Source organism: Pseudobutyrivibrio xylanivorans DSM 14809 (assembly GCF_900141825.1).
Lineage (GTDB): Bacteria > Bacillota > Clostridia > Lachnospirales > Lachnospiraceae > Pseudobutyrivibrio > Pseudobutyrivibrio xylanivorans.
The window spans coordinates 70360-95066 of record NZ_FQYQ01000001.1 but is presented as its reverse complement, the minus strand read 5'-3'; the positions used below and the strand labels follow the sequence as shown (position 1 = coordinate 95066).

Sequence of the window (24707 nt, the reverse complement as noted above, 5' to 3'; positions counted from 1 at the left end):
ATTATTTAATCTTCTTTACACTATCACGAATGACTATTCGTCCTTCGATAATGTGAGTTCCCTCTTTATATTCTTCGCCAGACAGCTTTTTTGTCAATATTTGTATGCTTTCTCTCGCCATCTCCTGAATATCAACCTCATAAGTGGTGAGAGGAACATCGCAAAGCCCCGGATAAAGGAAATTATCATAACCAACTACAGAAAAATCCTCAGGAACTTTATAGCCGTCATCCTCCAATCTCCTGATTAGAGTGCTGGCCGCCAGATCGCAGTTACATACGAATGCAGTTGGCAACACTCTAGGCAGCTTTAGCTCCTCAGATGAATACATGATTCCAGTATCCATCTTTCTATCATCTATAATCCATTCATCTATAAGCTTCTGTTCGTGTTCCATCATAGACTTTAAAAAGCCCAGATATCTATCAGTTATAGAACTGGTGCCCATAATATTTCCCATAAATCCGATTTGGGTATGACCCATTTCAAACAGATAATTTGTAAGGTAATAAGCTCCATAAAAGCTGTCAGAAATAACGCAATCTACATCTATGCTAACATCACTATTATCCAGATAAACATATGGCAGCTGCCCAAAGTATCCGTTTAGCTCTTTTATGTAATTCTTAGAATACTTTCCAAGCACAATAATTCCGTCGGCCTTATTCTCCTGCACCACAAGAGGCATAGAGCAATTCTTCTCAGCTTCGTAGGAAATAACTTCCATAAGTGTAAAACTGCCCACTGTAGCAGCATTAGCCGCTATGCTTTGATACAAACGCAGATAGAATGAATCGTATTTATCCAAATATCTTTCATGAATAAGCACTGCAATATTGTAGCTTTTTGAAGCAACAGAGGACTGTTTGTTGGCAGATGGCTGCTTATATCCCAGTTCATTAGCCAGCTTAACAATCTTTTCTCGCATCTCGTCGCTTACGCCCTTCTGCCCTGAAAGTGCCTTAGACACCGTAACTGCACTGACGCCAAGCTGCCCGGCAATGTCAGATAATTTAACACTTTTCGCCATTATATTAATACTCCTCTACCAAATGAATAATCTTTGACTCGAAATCACCGAAAGGCCTCTCTATCAATAATCCTGCATGTCTTAATATAGAACCATAGTAAGCCTTATCATATCCTTCAATCTGATATTTTTTATTGTCATCCAAGCCATCTATTTTGATTTTTATGCTATGCCTATTTGGCTGGTTTAGCACTTGAACAAATGTGATAATTGCCTCTGATTTATCCTTGCTGACAACCATGTAGCAATCTATCTGGCCTCCGTTGGAATATGAAGCAATACGATAGTAATCTCCATTTCTTACGAGCCCACTGTATCTATGATACATCTTGACCTGTTCATTCACCATAGTTTTTTCAGGCGCCGACAATTTTGTAATATCCAGCTCATAGCCGAATGTTCCGGCTAATGCAACATTTCCCCTTGTTTCAAAAGGAGTCACTCGCCCCACCGTATGATTTGGGCATACAGAAACATGGGCTCCCATAGAAGACAATGGATATATAAGCGCTGTACCCTCTTGAATCAACAGTCTTTCTATAGCATCTGTATCATCAGAGCACCATATCTGAGGGCTATAATAAAGCATGCCTGGATCAAATCTGGCTCCGCCACCTGAACAATTCTCAAGCAATAAATCTGGAAACTCATTTGTGAGTCGCTCCTGCAATTCATAAACCGCCAACACATATCTGTGCATAAGCTCACCCTGTCTATCAGAGTCTATTGCCGCGCTTCCAATATCTGTGAGCTGTCGATTCATATCCCATTTTACATACTGGATATTGGCACTTCTTAAAATAGAAGCCACCGCCTCATATACGTATTTACGAACCTCTTCTCTGGTTAAGTCAAGTACATATTGATTGCGGCTTCGGCATGCCTCTCGCCCCGGAATACAAATAGCCCAATCAGGATGCTTTCTATATAAATCAGAATCCGGTGAAATCATCTCCGGTTCAAACCATATTCCAAACTTCAATCCAATATCGTTTACTCGATCTACCAGCTTCTTAAGGCCGCCTTTAAGTTTATTTTCGTTTACCTTCCAATCTCCCAGGCTACTGTTGTCATCATTTCTTCTGCCAAACCACCCATCATCCATAACAAGCATCTCTATGCCGCATTCCTTTGCGTCTTTGGCAATATCTATTAATTTTTCATCATCGAAATCAAAATAGGTCGCCTCCCAATTGTTAATGAGAATTGGTCTTGGTTTATCCACATAGGGGCTTCTAATAAGATGTTTTCTATACAAATCATGGTAGGTTCTGGTCATGTGTCCCAGTCCTTCATTTGAATACACCATCACGACCTCAGGACAAACAAAGGACTCCTTTGGGCCAAGCTTAAATCTAAAATTGTCTGGGTGAATTCCCATTACGATTCTTAGACTATCAAACTGATTTTTCTCTACCTGGGCGATGAAATTTCCAGAATACACAAAATTGAAGCCATAAACATCACCTGTAGTCTGGGATATATTTTCTCCAACAAGGGCAATAAATGGATGCTCCTGATGGGACGACTCTCCTCGCACTGAGCTAACACTTTGTTTGCCATAACCTATCTGTCTGTACTGAATGTGTCTCTCTCTGGCCCAGGAGCCGTGGAGCACAAGCATTTTATAATTATCATCATCCATGTCTAAACACATGGACATTATCTTTTCCAGATAGATTTCCTCGTAGGAACTATTTATAAAGCTTACACTTCTAACAATAGCATCACTGCCCTCAAAAATGCTGTAGCGCAATACAGCCTCCACATTTAGGACTCTATCCTCTACCTCTATTTCAAGTGTCATTGCTTCAGAGTCTTTTGCAAATGTAGCCGGCAGCCCCCTTAGTGCTGGTTTACCCTGAAAAATCCTATGATTTTTATACAAAAGCTGAATACCACTATGACCCTTTTTATCTGTTACGGCTATAGCACTTTCCCTATAGTCTCCCACATTATTCCCCGAGTACTCAGAAGGAAAAGAATCTAAAAAAGAGCTTCTATCTCTATTATTTACAGATGGAACTCTTGGATTTTCATTTATACGCATCAAATAGGACAAATCATCATCCTGTACAAAAGGACCATAGTAAACATGACCAACGAACTCCTCGTCGTCTACTATAGCTATAATATAACTTGAATTATCAGTATCTATTTTGAAAATTCTTTTGTCATTATTGTAAGTTATATTCATGCCATACCTCTCCTGTTTTAAAATATCTACAGGAGAAGTATAACATCATTTTAACTTAATTTAAATCTCAATTACATTAATATTAATTAATTTTTACTTAAAACTAGGCAACTCACTTCTGATTAAAACATTATCAGCCCAATATAGGTTCTGTATCTCCTGATTTGAATTATAGGAAAAGGTAAGCTCAGCCCAGCTCATTACAAATGACCATTCTGGCTGGTTTCTAAGCTCATTTGCTGTAGGAATTTTGTCGCACTCCCCCACTGCAAACAGTTTACCATTTGCAATTTGTTTAGCTAAATTATATTTATATGAAGTAAATCTATCATTATTATAAATATCTACAGCAAAAATATCCCAATTGTTATTTCCTGGATTGTAGGCACTCCAATCATATGATAAATCCTGCATATCCCAAACCCAAATAATATTATCCAGACCTTTTTCATGCTCCAAATAATATCTGGTCAATCTAAATAATTCGGCACTACCTCTATCGCCTGTTCTACCAGCCCACCAAAACATTCCCTGATTCATTTCATGAAATGGCCTGAACAGTACAGGAATCCCCTTATCCTTTAGATATTGGAAATACACAGCATAGTCATCCAGACGTTTCTTCCATTGCCCATTCAGATATCCACCATCAGTAATTAAATCATTCCACTGTTGATCTGATAAATGGCTACAAACATCTCCATCCCAGCTACCTACATGCCCCTTAGTTGGTGGGGTAACATGCAACATCAGCTGCACTATACTTCCTTGATTCCACTGTCTCTCGCATTCATAAATCATGTTCCATCTGTTATTTACATCATCCTGTGAAAACAGAAAATCTCCACTCCATAACCCAGCATACTGGCCTGTTATATTATATGCCTGATTAGTCTGCTTTGAAGGCTGTGAATTAGGCTCCCTATTGTGAATGCCTATTACTGTCTTTTTACCCTTCTGCTGATAGAGAAAGTTTATAACTTTCTCCTTGGATTCCTTAGCCTTTGACACATTTGCAGTGCCATTGTTAGTGCTGGTATTCTGAGATGAACTATTTTCATAGATTTCAAACTCATAGATAGAAAATCCATAGCTGGTTGCCCTTTTAATACAGTAAATCTTTACATATCTGGCATTGACCGGATTAAAATCAATCACAGCATCAGAGCCATTTGCATTGTAATTTTCATAAACTGTTGTCCATGAACTGTTATCATTTGAAATCTGGATTTGGTATTGGGAGGCATATGCTGCCTCCCAGTCTATTCTCACCTTGGAGATAGACTTTGACTGTCCCAAATCCACAATAACATATTGATTATCCTGATATTGTGATGACCACCTTGTATTTCCATCAGCATCTACAAGCTTTGAACCCTCAAGTCCAGCGCCTTCCACAGAACTGACTGTAACAGGTCTGTTGTATGCTATATTTTCATTTCCAGCAGCCATTACATTTGTTTTATTCCCACCAAACATTACACTTGCACATATCATTCCTAAAACTAGATATTTTTTCTTCTCCATAGTATTATTCCTGCCCCCACAGATATTACTACAATTAATAGTCCTAATACGATTGCAACTACACTACCATTTCCTGCATTTGCTTCCTGCTCATTTGATACAGATGATTCATCCTCTGTATCATCCTCAAGTTCAACATCAATTTCCTCTTTGGCTTCCTTTTCAGTATCCTCTATGGTTTCACCTGCTGCAGGTATAGCTTCATCAGTTATTTCTTTAGCTTCCTCTGAAGTGATTGTATTATCTATTTCCTTGGTCACCTTATTATCATTTACATTTTTTGCTTCATCTTGAACAGTCTGGCCTGCTAGTGGAGTCTCCGTATCTGTAATAGTTGTTGTACCAGAAGGCACAACAACATCAGGCGCACTTGGATTTGATGGGACACTTGGAGTTGATGGTACACTTGGCTTTGTTGGCTCACTTGGTTTAGCAGGCGTGCTTGGCTCTGTTGGCTCTGTTGGCTCTGTTGGCTCTGTTGGCTCACTTGGCTCTGCTGGTTCACTCGGCCCTACTGGCTCGCTTGGCTCTGTTGATTCTTCTGAATCATCTGATTCTTCAGCTTCTTCCACACAGATAAGCTTTATGTCACCCACCATAAATGTGGTTCCGTTAGAATCTGTAGGTGAATCCAAATAATAAGTAATAGTTACAGTATTATTTTCTACCTCAAGTCTCCCCTCAAGAAGTTCATCATCTAAAAGCACATCCGCTGTATCAATAGTATCTGATTTAACCTTGTTGTCGCCAGATGAAATTTCCACCTGCACATTTCTCATGTTGCTCTTTACTTTGATATCCTCCATAAGAGCATATCTTCCATTTGGCACATCCTCTACTGTATAGCTGAATACTGCCTGGTATCCACTTTGTGACCATGCACAGAGATTTCCATTTTCAATCCATGGGCTGAAGCCTTCGAATTTCCAGCCATCTGTACCATCCTCACCAAAATTCCATGAGAATACTACATTATCCAGATTTTCTCCTGTATCAGGCTTTTCAATTTCCTTTCTGCTAAGCAGGTCATCGGCACCCTCTACCACATGAGAGCCTCTTAAATCATCAATATAAAAGGTTCCCTTATCAACCTTACCAGTCTGGTCTGTGTAAATGGCCACTGATTTTAGATTGTTTGATGAATCAAGCTTATGTCCACTTCCTGCCCAATCACACTCAGCAAAACCACTGAATGGAAGGAAGCACTCTCTTCCACCCTCGAAAGAAAGGTAGCCTGTGTATGCAAATGTCGATACATCGGTCTCTACTTGGATCTTCAAATCGTTGTCAGAACCATCTCCATATAGATACATATAGAAGCCATCGTATCCATCTAGATTTAACAGATCCATAGTTTTAGCTGAACCAGCGTAGCCCTTGCCCTGATAATCGTAATCAATTCTCATGGCATAGCCACCTTCGTATGCATGCTCTGAATCAAGGGACATTTCAAATGCGCCACCATTAGTGTTTCTATTGTATGCGGCATTAAGTAAGCTGTTAGAACCGCTGTAGCCCTCGAAATCATCTACCTTGGTAGAAGAATTTACATAAACACTGTCAAAAACAAGAGTCTCCTTAGCGCCAGATTCTGTTGTAAGCTCTACAGACACAGCATAGTTTCCTGTGTATTTTTCTGATGTAAGCTTTAGTTTTGCATCCTTAATATCATCCTTGTGCTCTAATATAAATGACACTTTTTCCATAGCACCAAGATCAATACTCTCAGAATCAATAGTAGCTTTTGACATTTCACCGTCTGCCGTTACATTAAAAGCATCACTAATCCACTTGGCACCCGCATTATCCTCAAATGAGATTTTAGCACCCTTGAAATTATCAGCTGATTTAAACCATCCAAAGATGCTATCGTAGCCTGAGTAATCCCCAGCATCTAAAGCCTTTGAAATAGTCACTTTATTGCCTGAAATCTCAAGGTCATATGTGCCATTTAAAGCCTCATCATCTCCAAAATAGTACTCTCCATCTTCAATAATGTTGGCTGGAGCCGCATCTGATGCAGGGATAGACTTTGTTCCGGAAGAAATCTCTACAGACTTCACATCCGCTAAATCACTATAGCCAACCCTTACCACTCTGATAGAATCGCCAAGGTTAAAGTTTGAATATACATTCTTGCCTGCGCTTTCCTTGGCACTCATTTCTGTAAATGAAATACCATCATATGAATATTCCACTGTTACATCACTGTCAGAGGCAGCATTCACTCTGATGGCATTGATATCATCACCTGTCTTGTAGATAAGTGATGTGTCGTCCTTCAGAGCATAGTGAGCATTTTCATCATCAAATACTCTGTCCTGAATCATCACATTTGTATCAAATGTAATATCATCTGACAGATAGTGATTTCCATCATTAGTATATGTAAGAGTCACTGATTCAAGCTTGCATCTTCCCTTTGCAGGTAAATAAATGCGAGTATAGTAATAACCCTCTTCCTCAACTGATACCTTATATTCCTTAGTATCATTTTCATGGCTCACTTCAACTGGGTCATAAGTAATACCATTTGAAGATACATATACCTTTGGCATATTTTCCTCAGACACTTCACTTACAGCAACCATATCCAATTTTTTTACAGGGATGATGGACTTGTACTCAATATAGCCCTCCTCATCACTGTTGTTTGTGATGGTTCCACCTGACTGAGTGATATTTGCAGAATGTGCAAAGCTGTATGTATTTCTGATTTCTGTAGGATTTTGATCCTTTGAGGATACTGCAATCAAATCCAAATCATCAACAACCACATGATTCACATCTTCTACTGTAACAATATTTGACCACAAGCCCTTTCCTGATTCATTGCAGGCTCTAAGTCTATATGAATATGTTTGTCCATCAATAGCCGTCTTGTCATGATATCCTGCTATACAATCATGCTTTTTATCTTCCCAGTTTCTGCCGGAATCATATACATAGTCATCTTCGTCGGCAATTAGTGTCCAATTTGTCTTGTCTGCATTTGCCTCAGTTACTTTGCCTTCAGCTCGTTCGATTTCATACCATGCGCCGCCTACAACACCACGCCATTTAATATCGCCTACCGAACCATTAAGAAATGACTTGTCGTGGGCATCTTTAGAATCTGCTGAATATAAAAGAGGTGCCTCGTCTGATTCTGGCGCAGGAATTGCAATAGTCTTAGCCTCTTCATAGTCATCAGCTTCACCATTTACAATCTGAGCATATGCATAAATGGCCCTTAATATCTCTGTCTCACCGTAATAGCTTCCAGCCACAAATCCAGGCCAGTGATATGAAGCCCAATATCCATCCTCGTCGTGGAAGTAATAGCCATACCCATCCTTATGTGCTCTAAGACTCCACATCATAATTCCATTAGTATCGTTTTCTACACCCTTTTGGAATACATCAATACAAGGCTTTGCTTCTACCTTTCCACCAAACTCTCCAAGGATAAATGGCTTGTTTGCCTCATTATGAACAGCTACTGTTTCATCGGCACATCTAGTTGCATAATTTCCTTCATAGTAATGTGCGCCTAAAATATCTGCCGGATTATCTTTTTTTCTAGACTGTTCGGTAGTGGACATTCTTCCATCCAGCACCAAATGATTCTTATCATGTTTCTTTATAAAACTGGTAATATCAATATTCCAGTCTGACAAAACATCATCATAGTTTTTCTGGTTTGTAGGATTACCACCGGCCTCATTGGCTGTCTCCCAGCAAAGAATAGCCTTGTCATCCTTATACTTTATTCCTGTAACAGTATTTTTTCTTTCAAGCAAATGCTCTATCATCTGCTTGAAGTAATCTCTGCAGGTTTCACTTGAATAAAATTTCCACGCCCAGCTCTGGAAGCCGCTATTGCTTGGCGCATTTCCTTCTGATTCTTCTGCCAGCCAAACATAACCATCCATTCCACCAATCCAATGCCAGTGATCCACAAGTGGAATGATTACTCTAACACCATATTTATTAGCCTTTGCCAAAACATCATCCAGCTCATTTAAAGCATCCTCATTAAAGGTGAGTACCCCATTTTCATCTACACCTGTAACATAAGCTTTAGAACCATTTAACCCATTATTCACAGGGATAGTGTATGTTCTTGTTACATTTCCACCCATTGCCTTGATAGTCTTCATGGCATTAGCATGTTCCCATGAATTATCGCTGGTAGCTTGTGGATAATTTAAGGAAATAAATTTCAGTTCCTTATCACCATCCATAAGCTTAGTTCCATCTGTTGTTATAAAATTTTCAAACATACTGTCACTCTTAGTTGCTGCCTCTACTTCCACAGGCCTCTGACCTAATAAAAGAAGTGCTGCCAAGGCAAAACTTATTATTCTCTTTTTCATTTTTCATCCCTTTTACATTATCTAATTTTTTAAATTACCTTTAGAATCAAAACGTCTAACATATTCAACTAATTCTGAGAGGCTTGTTTTAGCAATTCCAATCTTCTGGTCAGCAGCCCCATACCCCATAATAAGCGTGTCCTCCACTACAACTGCACCTGTTGTAAATATACATGGACAAGGAAATTTATCTGGTAACTCCCAATCCTGCTTTGCATAAATTAATCGCTCTGACATCCTATGAATGATTTTCGGAAAATCATTTTCCCTCTCCTGCAAAATCATAAAAGACTGTGTGTAGCCATAATCAGGCAACTGTTTTCCATGATACGAAACCAGCCACTGTCCCTCTCCTAAATCGATAGGAGGAAAGCTTGCCCCTACTCGTTCCTTTTCCCAATTAAATTCACTTGTGGCAAGTAGCTTATTGGTAGCTTTTTTTGTAGTAAAATCTTCAAATGACTCTGCTGCCGCAAGCATTATGGATGGAGTTTTTACGTCTGTTACTCCTTCAAATTTGCTAGGATCATCAGGCCTATGCAGCATCAAAAGCTGCTCCTTTCCATTAATCATAAATTTCTTTGGAAAGAAAAATACATCCCTATTGTCTGTTAGTTCCCCATCTGTCAGCGGACATACATACGTAAATGCGTTTTCATATCTACGGTTTTTCAATTCCTCTAGATTCAACTCGTAAAGAACTGTAACAGTATCATTTGCCAGGGCGCATCTACCTGCCTCGCTACCATCCTCGAAAACCCAATCTGGAAGATTATCTCTTCTGGCATCCTTCTCCCAATAAGGGCCTGGTGGAAAAAGTCTTGAAGCCACGGTAAGATACAGCTTATCGCCAATATTAAAAATACGAGGGTCTTCAACGCAACCGTTAGCATAATTCAAAACCCTTCTACCATTGGCATCTCTTATGTACATATCATCCTTTTCATATGCCACATTTGGTGCCAATGCTGGTCTGGAAAAATCGCAGTTGAAGCTTTCTCCCATATCTTCACTTTTTGCGTAACCTAAAAAAATAGGGTATGGATCTGATAATCCTTTAAGATTTTTCTTTGGCCATGGTCCAGTTGCTCTAAAAAGCATATGAATAGTTTTGCCATCCTCATCCAAAATAAGAGCTGGATTCAGAACCATAGTATCTGCCCAGTCGCAGCCCTCTTTAGGTTCTACGACTGGTACAGGTGAGTATAAAATTTCTGGTTTTTTCATTGAATTTCTTTTAGATAGATAAAAAGAAGTGATTATGATTTTCGTTTAGTACTGTCTCTGTATATAGGAGTAGTTTGAAGTCTAACTAATTCATACTGCTCGTTAGGAGCGTTGATTCTTTTGACTATTTGATCTGCAGCTCTGCTTCCCAACTGACTCCTGTTGCCTTCAACTGTTGTAAGTGCTGGATAAAAATATGAGGCTTCCTTCAGGTTGTCAAACCCGCTAACAGCAATATCCTGAGGTACTTCGTAGCCCAATGATTTAAGCCCAAGCATGAATTGAATAGCATATCTGTCATTACAACAAACCATTGCTGTAGGTTTTATATCCATATTTTTATACTGCTTAAAAATGTATTCCTCATCGGTATATGTGCCATCTATATTTTTTCCTATAGCACAATACTTTTCTTCATACTCTCTTTTATTATCTATGAGAGCATTCCTATATCCCTTCCAACGTTCATAGTAGCTTTTACAGGTATATATATCTCCTAAAAAGCCTATATGTTTATGCCCGTCCTTAATCAATCGAGTGGTAATATCATAAACAGCATGATAATTATCGATCATTAATGTATCAGAAAACAGATTGTTTATATCAACATCCCAAAAGGTATCTATAAACACTGTAGGAATGTGAAGCTCCATCAGTTTCTTGGCAAATGCTTTAGTGCAAACTCCTATAAATACTATGCCAGCTACATAACTTGGAGAAAGAGTGTCTGGTATTTTGAGCCCCGATTCCTCTTCCTCATCCAAAAAACATAATGTCATGTTGTAATTAAGGCTTCTTAAGCGTTTATCAAGGGCAACTATGAATGTATTCCAATAACTGTCAATAAGAGCATTTCCTATACAAACAAGTGCAATATTTTGCTTGTAAATACCGCCCTTTTCATCTATAACAACCAGCTTGTTATAGCCCATCTCAATAGCTGTATCTCTTATCTTTTTTCGCATCTCTTCAGAAACACCAACATCATTGTTCAATGCTTTTGATACAGTGTTTCTGGAGATTCCCAAAGCCTCTGCTATCCTGCCTTGAGTGACTGCCTTCTTAGCCATTATGTTTTCCTTTCACCCTTCTAATACTATCTTCATATCTCCTTTTCGTTGATTTTCAGACGTCTTAAGGGAATTATACAAACACTATTTTTTATTGACAACAAATATAAAGGGGTTTTGCACAGTTTTTGTCACTTTTTACTTTACATTTGCACGGTTACATTTGCATTGTACCATATTTTAATTATGCAGCGTGTTTTTTTCTGTCCTAAACATATACCCTACTGTGATTAGCATAGTGATGAAACACGCCAATCCACCTACCACATTACTTATAGGCTCTGCCATAAATACTCCATCTGTTCCCTTTGAAAACGTATAAGGAAGCAGATAGGTAAGAGGTACTACAATTATTATTTTTCTAAATAAGGAAAAGAAAATAGCCTGGTTCTTCCTTCCCAAGGATTTGAATGTAACCTGACCACAGTGCTGAAAAGTCATAAATACAAATGTGGAAAAATAAATATTGAATGCTGGTATGGCATCGGCCAATATAGTTTTGTCATCGCTGAATATCCCAATTAATGCTGCTGGGAAAAATCTTATTACCAACCATACTAATAGCGTATATACGAAGTTAAGCACAAACATTATAAAGATAGATTTTTTTATACGATCATATCTTCTAGCTCCATAGTTGAAACTAATCATAGGTGATGCGCCTTCGGAAAAGGCCAAAATAGGAGTTTCCATCATCTGTCTGGCGCTGTTAACTATTGTCATTATGGATATATAAATATCTCCGCCCACATCTGAAAGCACATTGTTACAAGAAACCTGTACTGCAGCATTGGTAAATTGCATAATAAAAGCTGCTGTGCCAAGTCCTGCTATTTTTTTTGCCTTTTCAATATTTTTCTTTGCTTCCGTAAAAGATAACAACCTCACTCTATAATCACACTTAACTCCAAAGAGAAAATGCATAACATAGAGAGCAGATAGTGCCTGAGATATAACAGTGGCTATAGCTGCCCCTTCAATTCCAAATCCAAATACAAATATGAAAAGTGGATCCAAAATGATATTTGCAACAGCTCCCACAACCACAGTAGTCATCCCAACAAGAGAAAAGCCCTGAGCATTTATAAAGGGATTCATCCCAGTTGAAATCATAGAAAATATTGTTCCTACAAGAAATATCCTAAGATAAGGCAATGCATACATCATGGATAAATCAGATGTTCCAAATAACGATAATATATATTTTCCGAAAATCTCACCCACCACAGTCAGGACAATCCCCGTCGACACTAGCAGAAAAAAAGAAGTGTTTTGATAATCTCCTGCGGCTTCTTTATCTCCCTGTCCCTTGGATATAGAAAATAATGGAGCACCTCCACTACCAAACATATTTGTAAAGGCTCCGACCATAATTACAACTGGGAAACACAGGCCCACAGCCCCAAGTGCCGTCGTTCCAATATCAGGAATACGAGCAATATAAATTCTGTCAACTATGTTATATAAGAGGTTTAATATCTGAGCCACCATCATAGGCAATGCCGTAGCTAGAATATTATTGAGAGTTCCTCCATTTTCAAAATCGATCTGTTTCATTACTTACTCCAAAATATAGCTCTTCATATTTTCAAAAATAATCTCATATGCCTCTGGCCACATATGAATTCCATCTTTAGACAGTTCTTTTTTTACCTGACCATTTTCATTCATAATTCCGGCATTTACATCTATATATCTATATCCATAATTCAGAGCCAAATCACGCACCACATTATTTGCGGTATCCATTCTTTCAATTCTATTTCTTACTGCCTTGATATAACCATCCCCAGGCATGCTTTCAGCCACTTCTTCATTCACAGGGTAATACTTCATCAGAAAAACCCTCGTTTTAGGAAGACGTTCTTTAATTAATCTCAACAATTTTCCATAATCTTCCTCAAATTTTGCTTTACTCCACTCAGGGGCGCTTATATCGTTGGTGCCAATATTTAGAAATATCACTGCTGGTTCTAATTCAAAAATCTGCTCTTCTATAGCATCTAGCATTTCAGGAATTGTAAAGCCTCCTATTCCTCTGTTATAAATAATCTTCCCCAGGTTGTATTTTTGCTGAATCTCATTTACAGGAAACTGCTCCATCAATGAAGATCCCACAAATAAAATCTGTCCCTTTTTTGAATTTATATTTAAATGTGCAAAAAGCTTTACCTTGCCAATTTTCTCTTCTTTAAAATATTTATCAAGTATATCTTCTTTATTCATTTTTGCTTCCCCCTTATAGTATATTTTAAGCCTAATATTTCACCTGAATTATACTCATATTATATTTGTATAACAATTAAAAACAGGTATTCTTTTTTGAAATCCGTGTATCTTTTACATTACATTTTCACCCTTACATTTTTTTCAAACTCGTCAAAAATCTAAGGTATATCCCAATATTGTCACCAAATAAAAAAGAGAACATTGAATAATCAATGTTCTCAGTGATATAAAATCTATTCCAGCTCGCAAATTTCAGATTGCTACCAACTGAAAAATGGCGATTTTGCGTTTAAAATCAGTTCACTTCTGAACGGTTTGAATCAATCCAATACCTTTTCACAAGTTTTTATTGTCATTCTATTGTCACGCTGACATTAGGATTGTATCATGGTGTGACTACTATTCAAATAGCATTATTCTACATTTGACATAACAAACACTTCTCCATCAACAATTTTTTCTATTATTCCGCCTGCCGCCGGTTTTGAAAATACCTCTGTCAACTTACCCATACCTCCATAACCATAATAATTTTTGTTTCTACCAACGGTTCATATTCTTCTCAAACTTGATGGTATAAGATTCCTTTAGTTCTTCCGCAGTTATCCCATAGCAAAGCAAAACATCATTGTAATACATAAGCACATCAGCCATTTCTTCAATAAGATGATTACGCTCAGGATTGTCTATATCTGCTGCCTGAGGACCATGCTTCTTAACTATATCAATAACCTCTCCAACTTCTCCAATCATCCAAAGTAGCTTGTTTTTACCAACTTCTGGAGAAATATGCTCCCATTTATCTTTGTACTTCTCTTGAAGCGCTTTCTGCATTTCAAGCATTTCGTTAATCCCAAAATCTGACATTAATCTCCCTCCAGAAAACCTTATTATTTCTTTCTTCGATAAACCGTTCTAGTATATTTGATGTCATCGCCAAGAGTTTCACCTATTTCCTTATCAAATTCCATTTCATTAAATATAGGAAAAAACACATCTCCATTTTCCACTTCCAATTCTACTTCAGTGATATACATAATATCTACAAGAGCCATGGCGTCTTTGTATAATCCATAACCACCGGCAATATAAACATCCTTTCCCTTTGCCAGCTTTATTGCCTCTTTTACAGAATTTGCTGTTAGAACATTATCGCCATCAAACTTTTTTGTCCTAGACACAACTATGGTCTCTCGATTTGGTAGAGGACAACCTATCTCTTCATAAGAACGCCTCCCCATTACAACAACATTTCCTGTAGTAAGCTCCTTAAACTGCATCTGCTCACCCTTTATTTTCCAAGGAATGGCGCCGTCTTTTCCAATAACATTATTTCTTGACCGTGCTACAATTAAGCCAACCATTTATCTGCGCCTTTCATATCTTTTTTTGCAATTGCAGTAAACTCTCCCGGAAGTTTCTCGTTCTCCCATGAAGGATGCTCATCAAAACGCTCCAAAGTAAATCCGTTCCCGATGATAGAATTGATAATCTCGCTGATTGTGTACTTCCTGTAATGGCATTTAGGGATCTGCTTACGGATCTCCTCATCGTAAAATCTTGCGTGCGCCATCTCACCTTCAAATATATCTGTTGAGAAATAACTCATGGTTGGCTGCTGCAGCTCAAGTATATCGGAAATCTTAGTAAATGGATGGAAGTCACTACAGATCATCTTTCCACCGGTTTTAAGCAATCCGTTCATAACATTCATAAAAACATCTATATCGTGGAAATAATGAAGGATTCCACCCTCCATAAAGACAACATCAAAAAAGCCGGCATACTTGTCCATATCGATTTCCATGATATCACAAACTTCATAGCCAATGTTTACGCCTGCAGCCTCAGCTGTTTCCATAGCATATTTCTTATTGGCTTCGGATATATCAAATACTGTAACCTCTGCTCCCAAAAGAGCCAGCGGAATTGCTTTCTTGCCACAGGATCCGCAGATATTAGCTACCTTGACGCCTTCAAAAGAATCAAAGTAGTTCGCATACTGCTTTAGCATCTTCCTGGGGTTTTCTTTATCCTTTGATGCTCTTTCCTCCGGAGTCCCGGCGGTTCTTACCCAAAAATCATATGCATCAAACTCCCACGCCTTTTTATGTTGTAGACTATATTCGTTCAAAACGACCTTCCTCCTGCGGTTTATTCCTTCTACCAGCGGTTCATGTTCTTCTCACACTTCTCCAATCATCCACCGCACCTTATTTTTGCAAACCTTTGACGGAATATTCTTCCCTCTATATTTTTAAAACTGCTATAAGCTCTTCCCCATCCATATCCCCAGTCTCAACAAATCCATAGGATGCATACAGCTCTTTTGCGATTTGATTCTCTGGTTCATAGGATAACCAACAATATTCGGCTGGTCCACATGGACAAGTCTTAATGAAATCCAATGCGAGCTTTACTGCTTGCCTGCCATATCCTTTATGCTGATATTTTTTATCTATCATCAGTCGCCACAAATTGTAATTTCCTATGGCAATATCAGGTGCATCTTCCCAATAATCATCCTTATCAAATCCAATCATCAAAAATCCTATTGGGGTATCCCCCTCATAGATTCCAAATGGATAGGCATACCCATGCGCTGTTATAGCTGTGTATGCTTCAATGATACTTATCTCATTACTTGCTACAAAAGTCTTTTGAGAATCATCTACTGATAGTTTTAATATATCCCAAACATTTTTTCCGTTAATTTTCTCAAGTCTTAGCATTTTTCCCTCCAAACGCATCTAATACAATGCATTCTTCTAAGTTCGCATTTTAAATTAGTATACTAAATCTTAAATTTGTTGCATAGGCAACCTAAAGTAAAAATTCCTTTATTTTCCGTTCTACAAGCTTTACATCAATAGGAATATCCTCTGATTCCATTGTAGTAATCAAGTTTTTGCCTAAAAGGTATCCATGCTTCTCGTAATTCTGTATCTTTATAAAATTCTTTGCTGCATATTCTATGTCAGAAACAATACCCAAATGCTCCCAGTATAGTGTCTTTCTTGTTCTGACATTTAAAGCCACGAAATCAGGATATACTGTGTTGTGCCCTAACTCTAGCATTGGTTCATACTGGTATGGTATCTTAAATTTCTCCAAAGCATCTGCAATTATCTTTTCGGATTTAGATCTAACCATATCGCCACGATTGGTTTGATATATTCCATCTTCATGATATGTATTCTGTTGACCTGGATGTGCTTCATACCATCTTTTTATAAAGACATCATCTGGCTCTATTACAGGAATTACCATACTCTTTCTAGCAGTAGGCAATTTTTCATACAAAGCTTCAACCTCACTTATATCATAATTTGAAATAAATCTATCGAGTCTATTTCTTAAATCTATTAACTTTTTATCCACTGCAACTGCATAATCTCTTTGGATTAGTTTTTTTACAAGCTTAAGCTTCTCTTTACAAGCGTATTTACGTTTGCCAGTGTCCTTATCTATCAAATAATACTGATGACACCCCCGTGCTGTTGAAGCTTTTACACCGAACTCCGGCAGATTCTTTAATCTAGCCAGATTCTTATTGTTAAGTGTTATCAATGATTCAATCTCTTTTAGTTGTGCCTCTAATTCATTCTTATAATTTCTCAACTCGTCCTCCATTTTCATTCATAACTCATCCCAAATAGTTATTTAACACATTTGGGATGCATAAAATAATTTTGATTTTTTGACTATGCATCCCAGCAGTCAATTCTTCCTATTTAGGATGCATAAATTACGGCTTTTCGCCCTAATTTCATCATTATTCCCCTCTTCTCAGCTTAAAAATGCATCCCATAAGTCTTTTTATCTATTTAGGATGCATCAAATCTGATAGTCATGCATCCCATAACATAGTTTGGCTCCTTTGGGATGCATGACCTAAAATTTAGTATGCATCCCGAAATGCAATATATCCTTTACAGGATGCATAAAACATCAAAATCCTCAAATATATCTAAAAAGTTCATCTTGGAATAATTGGCGAAATGAAAAGCTTTGCCATGATAGTGATAAATCTATATCACTTTTCAAACGATAGGTAGTAATATAACGTGCGTGAAATAAAATGTCAAGCCCTTTAGTGCACCACTACGTGGCACACTAACCAGCGCCTAGCGGCGCCCAATAAATAAAAAGCAGCCTAGCTGCTTTGGATGCAAGCATCCACGCAACTAGACTGCTTATTTTTACTCGGCTTGTGCTTTATTGGCTTTACTCTAGTTCCACAGTTCCTGGTGGCTTAGAAGTCAAATCGTACATTACGCGGTTAACGCCTTTAACCTCGTTGATGATACGACTCATAACACGCTGAAGTACCTCGAATGGAATCTCTGAAGCTTCGGCTGTCATGAAGTCTACAGTCTCAACAGCACGAAGGACTACTGCGTAGTCATATGTACGCTCGTCACCCATAACACCTACGGAGCGCATGTTTGAAAGTGCTGCGAAGTACTGATCTGGAAGCTTCTCAAGGCCAGCCTCTGCAAGCTCTGTTCTGTAAATATAATCAGCATCCTGAACGATGCGAACCTTTTCTGCTGTAACCTCTCCGATGATACGGATACCAAGACCTGGGCCTGGGAATGGCTGACGGAATACAAGGTATTCAGGCAATCCAAGCTCAAGACCGACCTTACGAACCTCGTCCTTGAAAAGGTTTCTAAGTGGCTCGATGATTTCCTTGAAATCAACATAATCAGGAAGACCACCAACGTTGTGATGAGACTTGATAACTACTGACTCACCGCCAAGTCCTGACTCTACAACGTCTGGGTAGATAGTACCCTGAGCAAGGAAATCTACAGTACCAATCTTCTTCGCCTCTTCCTCAAATACACGGATGAATTCCTCACCGATAATCTTACGCTTCTGCTCTGGCTCCTCTACGCCAGCAAGCTTTGCGTAATAACGGTCTGCTGCGTTAACACGAATGAAGTTGATATCAAATGAACCAGCTGGACCGAATACACCCTCAACCTCATCACCTTCGTTTTTACGAAGAAGACCATGGTCTACAAATACGCATGTAAGCTGCTTTCCAATTGCCTTAGCAAGAAGTGCTGCAAGTACAGATGAATCAACACCACCTGAAAGTGCAAGAAGCACCTTTCCTGAACCAACGCGTTCACGGATTTCACCGATTGTCTGCTCAACAAAGGAATCCATGCGCCATGTACCTGCTGTACCGCAAATATTACGAACGAAATTAAATAAAATGTCCTTACCCTGAACAGTGTGAAGCACCTCTGGGTGGAACTGAATTGCATAAAGCTTTTTTGCCTCACATGCTGATGCTGCAACTGGGCAGTCTGCCGTGTGGGCAATTATCTCAAAACCAGGAGCAACCTTTGAGATGTAATCGAAATGACTCATCCAAACGATAGTTGATTTCTCCACGCCTGCAAATAAAGTGTCACTAGCACCATCAATAAAGGTCTCTGTCTTACCATATTCACGAACTGGGGCCTTTTCAACCTTTCCTCCAAGAACATGCATCATAAGCTGTGCACCATAGCATAGGCCAAGCACAGGTATTCCTAACTCGAAAAGCTCCTTAGTGTAAGTAGGGGCACCCTCCTCATAGCAGGAATTTGGACCACCTGTAAGGATGATTCCCTTAGGATTCATTTCTTTGATTTGTTCAAGCGGGGTACGATAAGAATAGATTTCACAATAGACGTTACATTCTCTGACACGGCGGGCTACAAGCTGATTGTACTGACCGCCAAAGTCAATAACAATGACTTTTTCCTGGTTCATTAGTCGCTCCTTTGAAATTAAAATTGATATTTAAATTTCCTATATAATATATGCTTTTCCCTTTTTCTTCAACAGTTAATATTAATAAATAATTTTTTATATCCGATAACGTATATAGAAATATGTAACTATGTTAGATTTCAGGAGTTTCGTATGAGTATTAGCGTTACCAACTCTCTTTCACTAAGAATATATTATGGACAGTATTCAGCACTTGTAAAAGGTTCCACCCGAAAAGATGCCAGTGCCGGCACACTTTCATTTGCTGATGCAAGTGCCCTTCGAAATGCTGTAAGAAGACTGCAGGACTACAAGTTCGAAGATGGTACCGCGGCGGAGATTCAGGAAAAGCTTAAGGCATTTTCCGATGCTGTAAATAATACACTTGATTCTGGAACAAACTATGCAGGAAACAGCTCTTCCGTAAAAAATGCAGTATCCAAGATTAAGAATCTAAATACAGAATATGCTTCCGACTTGAAAAAAATAGGAATAACTGTAGGTAAAGACGGCTCTCTTTCTGTATATGAAACTGCGTCAAAACTCTATAAGAAGGAAAAGTTCTCCAAGTTTTTTGATAAAGATTCCAAATATCTTAACGATTTATATAGCGCTGCACAAAGGATTACGCGCCGCGTAGACGTAAGGATTTAACTTGAACTTTTGCCCCATATGGATTAAATTATCATATGGGAGATTTTGTAATCTCCTAATATTATTTTGGAGGCAATTTTTAAAATGCTATTTAGTTCGTCTCAAAAAAGAGGACTGAAAATAATTATTGTAGGATGCGGTAAAGTTGGACGCACCCTAGTTGATAGACTCTCAAAAGAAGGTCATGACATTGTTGTTATCGATCAGAAACAGGAAAGAATAGATAATCTTACAAATCTTTACGATATCATGGGCATCCAAGGAAACGGTGCCAGCTACAGCACACAGTTGGAAGCAGGTATTAAGGATGCTGATCTTATCATCGCTGTTACTAACTCTGATGAGCTTAATCTTCTCTGCTGTACAATTGCAAAGCAGGTAGGTGATTGCGCTTCTATCGCCAGAGTTAGAAACCCAGACTACTCAAAGGAAATTTCATACCTTCAGGAAAAGCTTGGTCTTGTAATGATTATTAACCCTGAGTTAGAAGCTGCAAAAGAGATTTCATCAATCTTATCTCTTCCTTCTACGCTCGAGGTTTCTTCATTTGCTCACGGTCAGGCTGAAATGGTTGAGTTTAAAATTGAAGAAGGAAATGTTCTCGATGGTCTTAAAGTTAAAGACTTAAGTTCTAACATTTCAAGTAAGGTACTTGTTACTGCTGTTAAGCGTGGTTCTGAAATAGTTATCCCTACTGGTGATTTCACACTTCAGGCTAACGATATTGTCAGTGCCGTAGGTGCACGTCGTTTTGCCCGTACCTTCTTAAATGAAATCGGCTTCAAGACTCGTCAGGTTAAGGACTGTCTTATCGTTGGCGGTGGAAAGGCTTCTTATTACCTTGCAAATCTTCTGCTTCAGGCTCGAATTAATGTACGCATTATCGAGCGAAATAAGGAGCGTTGCGAGGAGCTTTCAGTTGCACTTCCAAAGGCTACCATTATCAATGGTGATGGTGGTGATGAAGCTTTACTTCGTGAAGAAGGCATCGAGTACGTAGAGAGTTTTGTTCCTCTTACAGGAATCGATGAAGAGAACGTTCTTCTTACACTTTATGCAAATCAGGTTAGCAATGCTAAGGTTGTAACAAAAGTCAACCGCATTAGTTTTGATAATGTATTGTCTCAGCTTAACCTTGGTTCTGTGGTATATCCACGCCATATTACAGCTGAATCAATCATCGCCTATGTACGTGCCAAGAGTGCATCTGGCGATGGTGATGATATCCTCACACTCTATCATATGTTTGATAGAAAGGTAGAGGCCATCGAGTTTAACATTACTGAGAAATCAAATGCTACTGGCGTTCCATTCTCAGTTTTACAGTTTAAAGATAATGTCTTAATTGCCTTTATTAATCGTAACGGTAAAATCATTATCCCAAGCGGTTCCGACACTATCGAGGTGGGAGATACAGTCATGGTTGTTACCACACACACCGGCTTTGGAACTATATTAGATACATTGAGGTAAATAATGCATGAATAATTCCGTCATTCGTTTTATCCTACTTTACGTAGTAGGATTCATGGGAATATTTTTGATGCTACCAATTTTCGTAGCACTTATATATCACGAGAGTGTCTGGGTAGATTACGCAGTAGTAGCGGTACCTTGTCTCATCCTCGGTATTATCAACAGTAGGATTAAACCAAAAGAGGTTTCCTTCTACCTTAAAGAGGGATTCTTCTGCACTGGAGCTTCCTGGGTTATATTATCAGTCATTGGCGCCATTCCACTTTGGCTCACAAACGAGATTCCTCATTTTGTTGACGCAGTCTTCGAGACAGTTTCAGGTTTTACCACTACTGGAGCATCAATATTAGATAATGTTGAGGCACTTTCACATGCTTCTCTGTTTTGGCGAAGCTTCACTCACCTTGTAGGTGGTATGGGAGTGTTAGTATTCCTTCTTACTATCATCCCTCTTGCCGGCGGTGAGGGCTCACAGTTCAATCTTATGAAGGCTGAGTCACCTGGTCCATCTGTTGGAAAGCTTGTACCAAAGCTTAAAAACACAGCCCAGATGCTCTACTTTATTTATTTAGGTTTATGTGCCTTAGAAATCATCCTTCTTCTTATCGCAGGAATGACTCCATTTGAGGCTATCAATACAGGTATCGCCACAGCAGGTACTGGAGGATTTGGTATTTACTCAAGCAGTATCGGTGGATTTAATGTGGCATGTCAGTGGATAGTTGCCATTTTCATGTTTGTATTCGGTGTAAATTTCAACTTCTACTACTACGTATTGTTCCATCACGCAAGAGATGCCTTCCGTATGGAAGAGGTTAGAATGTATGCACTCCTTACAGCTATCTCTATTTTTATAATCACATTAAACACACTAAGCTGTAGTGCTGGACTTTTCGATGCACTTACTAAGGCAGCCTTTCAGGTTACCTCTATCCAGTCATCTACTGGTTTTTCAACTACAGACTTTGATATGTGGCCACAGACAAGCCGTTGTGTTTTAGTGCTTCTAATGTTCATTGGAGCCTGTGCTGGTTCAACAGGTGGAGGTATTAAGGTTTCCCGTTTTGTTCTTATGGGAAAGGCTGTACACAAAGAGCTTATCAGCTATATTCATCCACGTAGCATCCGAAAAACTCTTATGGATGGCAAACCAGTTACTCACGATACAGTTCGTTCAAACAACGTTTTCTTCGGTACATTTATGTTAGTATTCTTTGTCAGCGTATTTGTGCTTTCCTTTGAAAATATTGATTTTTCAACTGTATTTACTTCGGTAATTGCCTGCCTTAGTAACATCGGACCTGGTCTTAGCCTGGTAGGACCTACAAGAAACTTCGCATTCTATACGGATTTATCTAAGATTATATTAATCCTTGATATGTTGGCAGGACGACTTGAGCTCTTCCCAATACTTATGCTCTTCCATCCTACTATCTGGCAGGATTTGTTTACAAAGCGTAAAGTAAAAGAACTAAAGCATGCAGGAAAGATACTAAACGACGATTTCAAATAAAATATGAACACCGTATTGATGAAGATGACTGAAGCTTATGATTATCAGTCATTCTACGAAAAAATTGAAGATTGTTGCATTTTAGATTGCAAATCAATAGAAGGCACACGCTGCTATCTGGACGACCTTGCCAAGGAAGTCCTGATAGATAGGCTTGTGCCTTTTGGCGCTGATGGAATTCACTTTATTGATTCCGGAAACTATCACTATCTGAGCCTACTATGGATTACAAAAATACAGGAGGATTTCAACCTGGTTCTGTTTGATCATCATCCAGACAATCAACCTCCAAGCTTTGGCATGATTACCTCCTGCGGAGGATGGGTTTTAGAGGCCCTGGAGAGCCTTCCGCACCTCAAGCAGGTTTATACCTATGGTGTGGGTAAAGAAGTACCTATTGAGCAGATTTCAAAGGATTTACCTATATATATTTCCATAGATAAGGACGTTCTGTGTACGGATGATGCCATCACCGACTGGGATCAGGGTGATATGAAACTATCCACTATGTTGGAAATGCTTGACCAGTTGTGTGCAAATCATGAAATAATTGGTGTGGATATATGCGGAGATTCAGGAGAAAACGCCGCAGTTGGCGGAAAAATCAATAATCTGACAAATGTAACTCTTTTTGACTTTTTATCCGAAAATATTTTATAATAGGGATAAGAAAATTGATTGGAGGGAACCACTATGTATCCAGTAATTACTATATCTAGAGAATTTGGCAGCGGTGGTCATAGCATTGGGGAGGCTGTTGCAAAGCAATTGAATATTCCTTTCTATGATGGGGAAATTGTAAATCGAGTTGCTGTAGAAAGCGGCTACGCCAAAGAGCTTATCGAAACTCAAGGTGAATATACTTCCTCAACAGCAATGTGGTTTGATATTTCTGCAGCTGGTACAATGTATTTCCAGAGCCCACAGGATGAGATTTTTATAGCTCAGAAGAAAGTCATTCTTGATTGCGCCAGCAAAGGTCCTTGTGTAATCGTAGGACGCTGTGCTGACTATATTCTTCGAAAAGAAGGCATTCGTTGCATGAACGTAATGATTCACGCAGATATGGAACATAGAAAGAAACGTGTTCTAGATAGATATGAAAATATCGAAAATGTCAGCATTGAAAAGCGTCTTGCTAAAAAAGACAAGCAGCGCAAGACTTATTACAAATACTATACTGATAAAAACTGGGGTGACTTCCGCGAATATGATGTTATCTTAGACAGCGGAACACTTGGAGAGGAAATGTGTGTAAAGACAATCTGCGAACTTGCAGGAGCATTTCCAGAATAAATATTGATTTTGTTGAAGAGACTTAGCTTATGGCTGAGTCTCTTTTTGGTTTCAACCTGCTAGAAATATCATATCCTACTAAAACAGGGATTTTACTAAACTATGCATCCTAAATGTCAGTTTCAACCCTTTGGGATGCATAATTTTCGATATAATTTTTGTATTATGCATCCCAGAAGTATGTTTTATGATTTTGGGATGCCTACTAATGCAACCTGAATGTATAGTTCACTTATTGGGGATGCATTTAAAATTTACCAATACATCCCAAAAGTTAGAAATTCTCATTTAGGATGCATTTTTCTAAAATGAAAACAATTTCCGTGCATCCCGTAAATGATTTTGTCTATCTAGG

The 24707-nt window shown here is 38.6% G+C and carries 19 protein-coding genes; 5 read left to right on the top strand and 14 right to left on the bottom strand.

Going from position 1 to position 24707, the window contains the following annotated elements:
• Nucleotide 1: 1 nt before the first annotated feature.
• The 14 genes from BUA88_RS00410 to guaA all read right to left on the bottom strand — a co-directional run bounded on the left by BUA88_RS00410 (nt 2) and on the right by guaA (nt 19413).
• Nucleotides 2-1030, bottom strand: a complete 1029-nt coding sequence (locus BUA88_RS00410; protein WP_072910906.1) for a LacI family DNA-binding transcriptional regulator — start codon at nt 1028-1030, stop codon at nt 2-4.
• Between the two features lie 4 nt (nt 1031-1034).
• Nucleotides 1035-3227 carry an alpha-galactosidase gene (locus BUA88_RS00405; RefSeq protein WP_072910905.1) on the bottom strand — a complete coding sequence of 731 codons (2193 nt, stop codon included), beginning with the start codon at nt 3225-3227 and terminating at the stop codon, nt 1035-1037.
• A 93-nt stretch (nt 3228-3320) separates the two neighbouring features.
• The gene (locus tag BUA88_RS15835) at nt 3321-4754 is read right to left on the bottom strand and encodes a glycosyl hydrolase (RefSeq protein ID WP_083572330.1); all 1434 of its coding nucleotides are present in this window, start codon (nt 4752-4754) and stop codon (nt 3321-3323) included.
• On the bottom strand, nt 4733-9112 hold the full coding sequence (locus BUA88_RS00390; protein WP_072910904.1) for a carbohydrate binding domain-containing protein: 4380 nt from the start codon (nt 9110-9112) through the stop codon (nt 4733-4735). Before BUA88_RS00390 ends, BUA88_RS15835 begins: the two co-directional genes overlap by 22 nt.
• A 21-nt stretch (nt 9113-9133) precedes the next feature.
• Complete coding sequence (locus BUA88_RS00385; RefSeq protein WP_072910903.1) at nt 9134-10339, bottom strand: glycoside hydrolase family 130 protein; 1206 nt, start codon at nt 10337-10339, stop codon at nt 9134-9136.
• Between the two features lie 32 nt (nt 10340-10371).
• Complete coding sequence (locus tag BUA88_RS00380) at nt 10372-11409, bottom strand: LacI family DNA-binding transcriptional regulator (RefSeq protein WP_072910902.1); 1038 nt, start codon at nt 11407-11409, stop codon at nt 10372-10374.
• 180 nt (nt 11410-11589) lie between these two features.
• Complete coding sequence (locus BUA88_RS00375) at nt 11590-12966, bottom strand: MATE family efflux transporter (protein ID WP_072910900.1); 1377 nt, start codon at nt 12964-12966, stop codon at nt 11590-11592.
• A 3-nt stretch (nt 12967-12969) separates the two neighbouring features.
• Entirely contained in the window at nt 12970-13635 is a 666-nt protein-coding gene (locus BUA88_RS00370) for a GDSL-type esterase/lipase family protein (protein WP_072910897.1), read from the bottom strand.
• A gap of 543 nt (nt 13636-14178) precedes the next feature.
• Nucleotides 14179-14505, bottom strand: a complete 327-nt coding sequence (locus BUA88_RS00365; protein ID WP_072910894.1) for a MazG nucleotide pyrophosphohydrolase domain-containing protein — start codon at nt 14503-14505, stop codon at nt 14179-14181.
• 23 nt (nt 14506-14528) lie between these two features.
• Nucleotides 14529-15002: a dihydrofolate reductase gene (locus tag BUA88_RS00360; RefSeq protein ID WP_072910891.1), complete on the bottom strand. Its 474-nt coding sequence runs from the start codon at nt 15000-15002 to the stop codon at nt 14529-14531.
• Entirely contained in the window at nt 14990-15772 is a 783-nt protein-coding gene (locus BUA88_RS00355; RefSeq protein WP_072910889.1) for a class I SAM-dependent methyltransferase, read from the bottom strand. The genes BUA88_RS00360 and BUA88_RS00355 overlap by 13 nt, the downstream gene beginning before the upstream one ends.
• Nucleotides 15773-15887: 115 nt before the next feature.
• Entirely contained in the window at nt 15888-16370 is a 483-nt protein-coding gene (locus tag BUA88_RS00350) for a GNAT family N-acetyltransferase (RefSeq protein WP_072910886.1), read from the bottom strand.
• A 91-nt stretch (nt 16371-16461) separates the two neighbouring features.
• Entirely contained in the window at nt 16462-17277 is an 816-nt protein-coding gene (locus BUA88_RS00345) for a hypothetical protein (protein WP_072910884.1), read from the bottom strand.
• Nucleotides 17278-17865: 588 nt separating this feature from the next.
• On the bottom strand, nt 17866-19413 hold the full coding sequence (guaA, locus tag BUA88_RS00340; protein WP_072910881.1) for a glutamine-hydrolyzing GMP synthase: 1548 nt from the start codon (nt 19411-19413) through the stop codon (nt 17866-17868).
• Between the two features lie 153 nt (nt 19414-19566).
• Here guaA and BUA88_RS00335 point away from each other — a divergent pair, with 153 nt between their 5' ends.
• The 5 genes from BUA88_RS00335 to BUA88_RS00315 all read left to right on the top strand — a co-directional run bounded on the left by BUA88_RS00335 (nt 19567) and on the right by BUA88_RS00315 (nt 24352).
• Nucleotides 19567-20067: a hypothetical protein gene (locus tag BUA88_RS00335; protein ID WP_072910879.1), complete on the top strand. Its 501-nt coding sequence runs from the start codon at nt 19567-19569 to the stop codon at nt 20065-20067.
• 84 nt (nt 20068-20151) lie between these two features.
• Complete coding sequence (trkA, locus tag BUA88_RS00330) at nt 20152-21540, top strand: Trk system potassium transporter TrkA (RefSeq protein ID WP_072910876.1); 1389 nt, start codon at nt 20152-20154, stop codon at nt 21538-21540.
• 7 nt (nt 21541-21547) lie between these two features.
• The gene (locus BUA88_RS00325) at nt 21548-23056 is read left to right on the top strand and encodes a TrkH family potassium uptake protein (RefSeq protein ID WP_072910873.1); all 1509 of its coding nucleotides are present in this window, start codon (nt 21548-21550) and stop codon (nt 23054-23056) included.
• Between the two features lie 3 nt (nt 23057-23059).
• Nucleotides 23060-23716 (top strand): arginase family protein, encoded by a 657-nt coding sequence (locus tag BUA88_RS00320; protein WP_072910870.1) that lies wholly within the window; start codon nt 23060-23062, stop codon nt 23714-23716.
• A gap of 33 nt (nt 23717-23749) precedes the next feature.
• Nucleotides 23750-24352, top strand: a complete 603-nt coding sequence (locus BUA88_RS00315) for a cytidylate kinase-like family protein (protein WP_072910869.1) — start codon at nt 23750-23752, stop codon at nt 24350-24352.
• The last annotated feature ends 355 nt before the right edge of the window (nt 24353-24707 follow it).

What these genes read in the sequence shown, in the direction of transcription:
- BUA88_RS00410 (WP_072910906.1), bottom strand. Translation starts at nt 1,030, where the DNA reads ATGGCGAAAAGTGTTAAATTATCTGACATTGCCGGGCAGCTTGGCGTC.
- BUA88_RS00405 (WP_072910905.1), bottom strand. Translation starts at nt 3,227, where the DNA reads ATGAATATAACTTACAATAATGACAAAAGAATTTTCAAAATAGATACT.
- BUA88_RS15835 (WP_083572330.1), bottom strand. Translation starts at nt 4,754, where the DNA reads ATGGAGAAGAAAAAATATCTAGTTTTAGGAATGATATGTGCAAGTGTA.
- BUA88_RS00390 (WP_072910904.1), bottom strand. Translation starts at nt 9,112, where the DNA reads ATGAAAAAGAGAATAATAAGTTTTGCCTTGGCAGCACTTCTTTTATTA.
- BUA88_RS00385 (WP_072910903.1), bottom strand. Translation starts at nt 10,339, where the DNA reads ATGAAAAAACCAGAAATTTTATACTCACCTGTACCAGTCGTAGAACCT.
- BUA88_RS00380 (WP_072910902.1), bottom strand. Translation starts at nt 11,409, where the DNA reads ATGGCTAAGAAGGCAGTCACTCAAGGCAGGATAGCAGAGGCTTTGGGA.
- BUA88_RS00375 (WP_072910900.1), bottom strand. Translation starts at nt 12,966, where the DNA reads ATGAAACAGATCGATTTTGAAAATGGAGGAACTCTCAATAATATTCTA.
- BUA88_RS00370 (WP_072910897.1), bottom strand. Translation starts at nt 13,635, where the DNA reads ATGAATAAAGAAGATATACTTGATAAATATTTTAAAGAAGAGAAAATT.
- BUA88_RS00365 (WP_072910894.1), bottom strand. Translation starts at nt 14,505, where the DNA reads ATGTCAGATTTTGGGATTAACGAAATGCTTGAAATGCAGAAAGCGCTT.
- BUA88_RS00360 (WP_072910891.1), bottom strand. Translation starts at nt 15,002, where the DNA reads ATGGTTGGCTTAATTGTAGCACGGTCAAGAAATAATGTTATTGGAAAA.
- BUA88_RS00350 (WP_072910886.1), bottom strand. Translation starts at nt 16,370, where the DNA reads ATGCTAAGACTTGAGAAAATTAACGGAAAAAATGTTTGGGATATATTA.
- BUA88_RS00345 (WP_072910884.1), bottom strand. Translation starts at nt 17,277, where the DNA reads ATGAAAATGGAGGACGAGTTGAGAAATTATAAGAATGAATTAGAGGCA.
- guaA (WP_072910881.1), bottom strand. Translation starts at nt 19,413, where the DNA reads ATGAACCAGGAAAAAGTCATTGTTATTGACTTTGGCGGTCAGTACAAT.
- BUA88_RS00335 (WP_072910879.1), top strand. Translation starts at nt 19,567, where the DNA reads ATGAGTATTAGCGTTACCAACTCTCTTTCACTAAGAATATATTATGGA.
- trkA (WP_072910876.1), top strand. Translation starts at nt 20,152, where the DNA reads ATGCTATTTAGTTCGTCTCAAAAAAGAGGACTGAAAATAATTATTGTA.
- BUA88_RS00325 (WP_072910873.1), top strand. Translation starts at nt 21,548, where the DNA reads ATGAATAATTCCGTCATTCGTTTTATCCTACTTTACGTAGTAGGATTC.
- BUA88_RS00320 (WP_072910870.1), top strand. Translation starts at nt 23,060, where the DNA reads ATGAACACCGTATTGATGAAGATGACTGAAGCTTATGATTATCAGTCA.
- BUA88_RS00315 (WP_072910869.1), top strand. Translation starts at nt 23,750, where the DNA reads ATGTATCCAGTAATTACTATATCTAGAGAATTTGGCAGCGGTGGTCAT.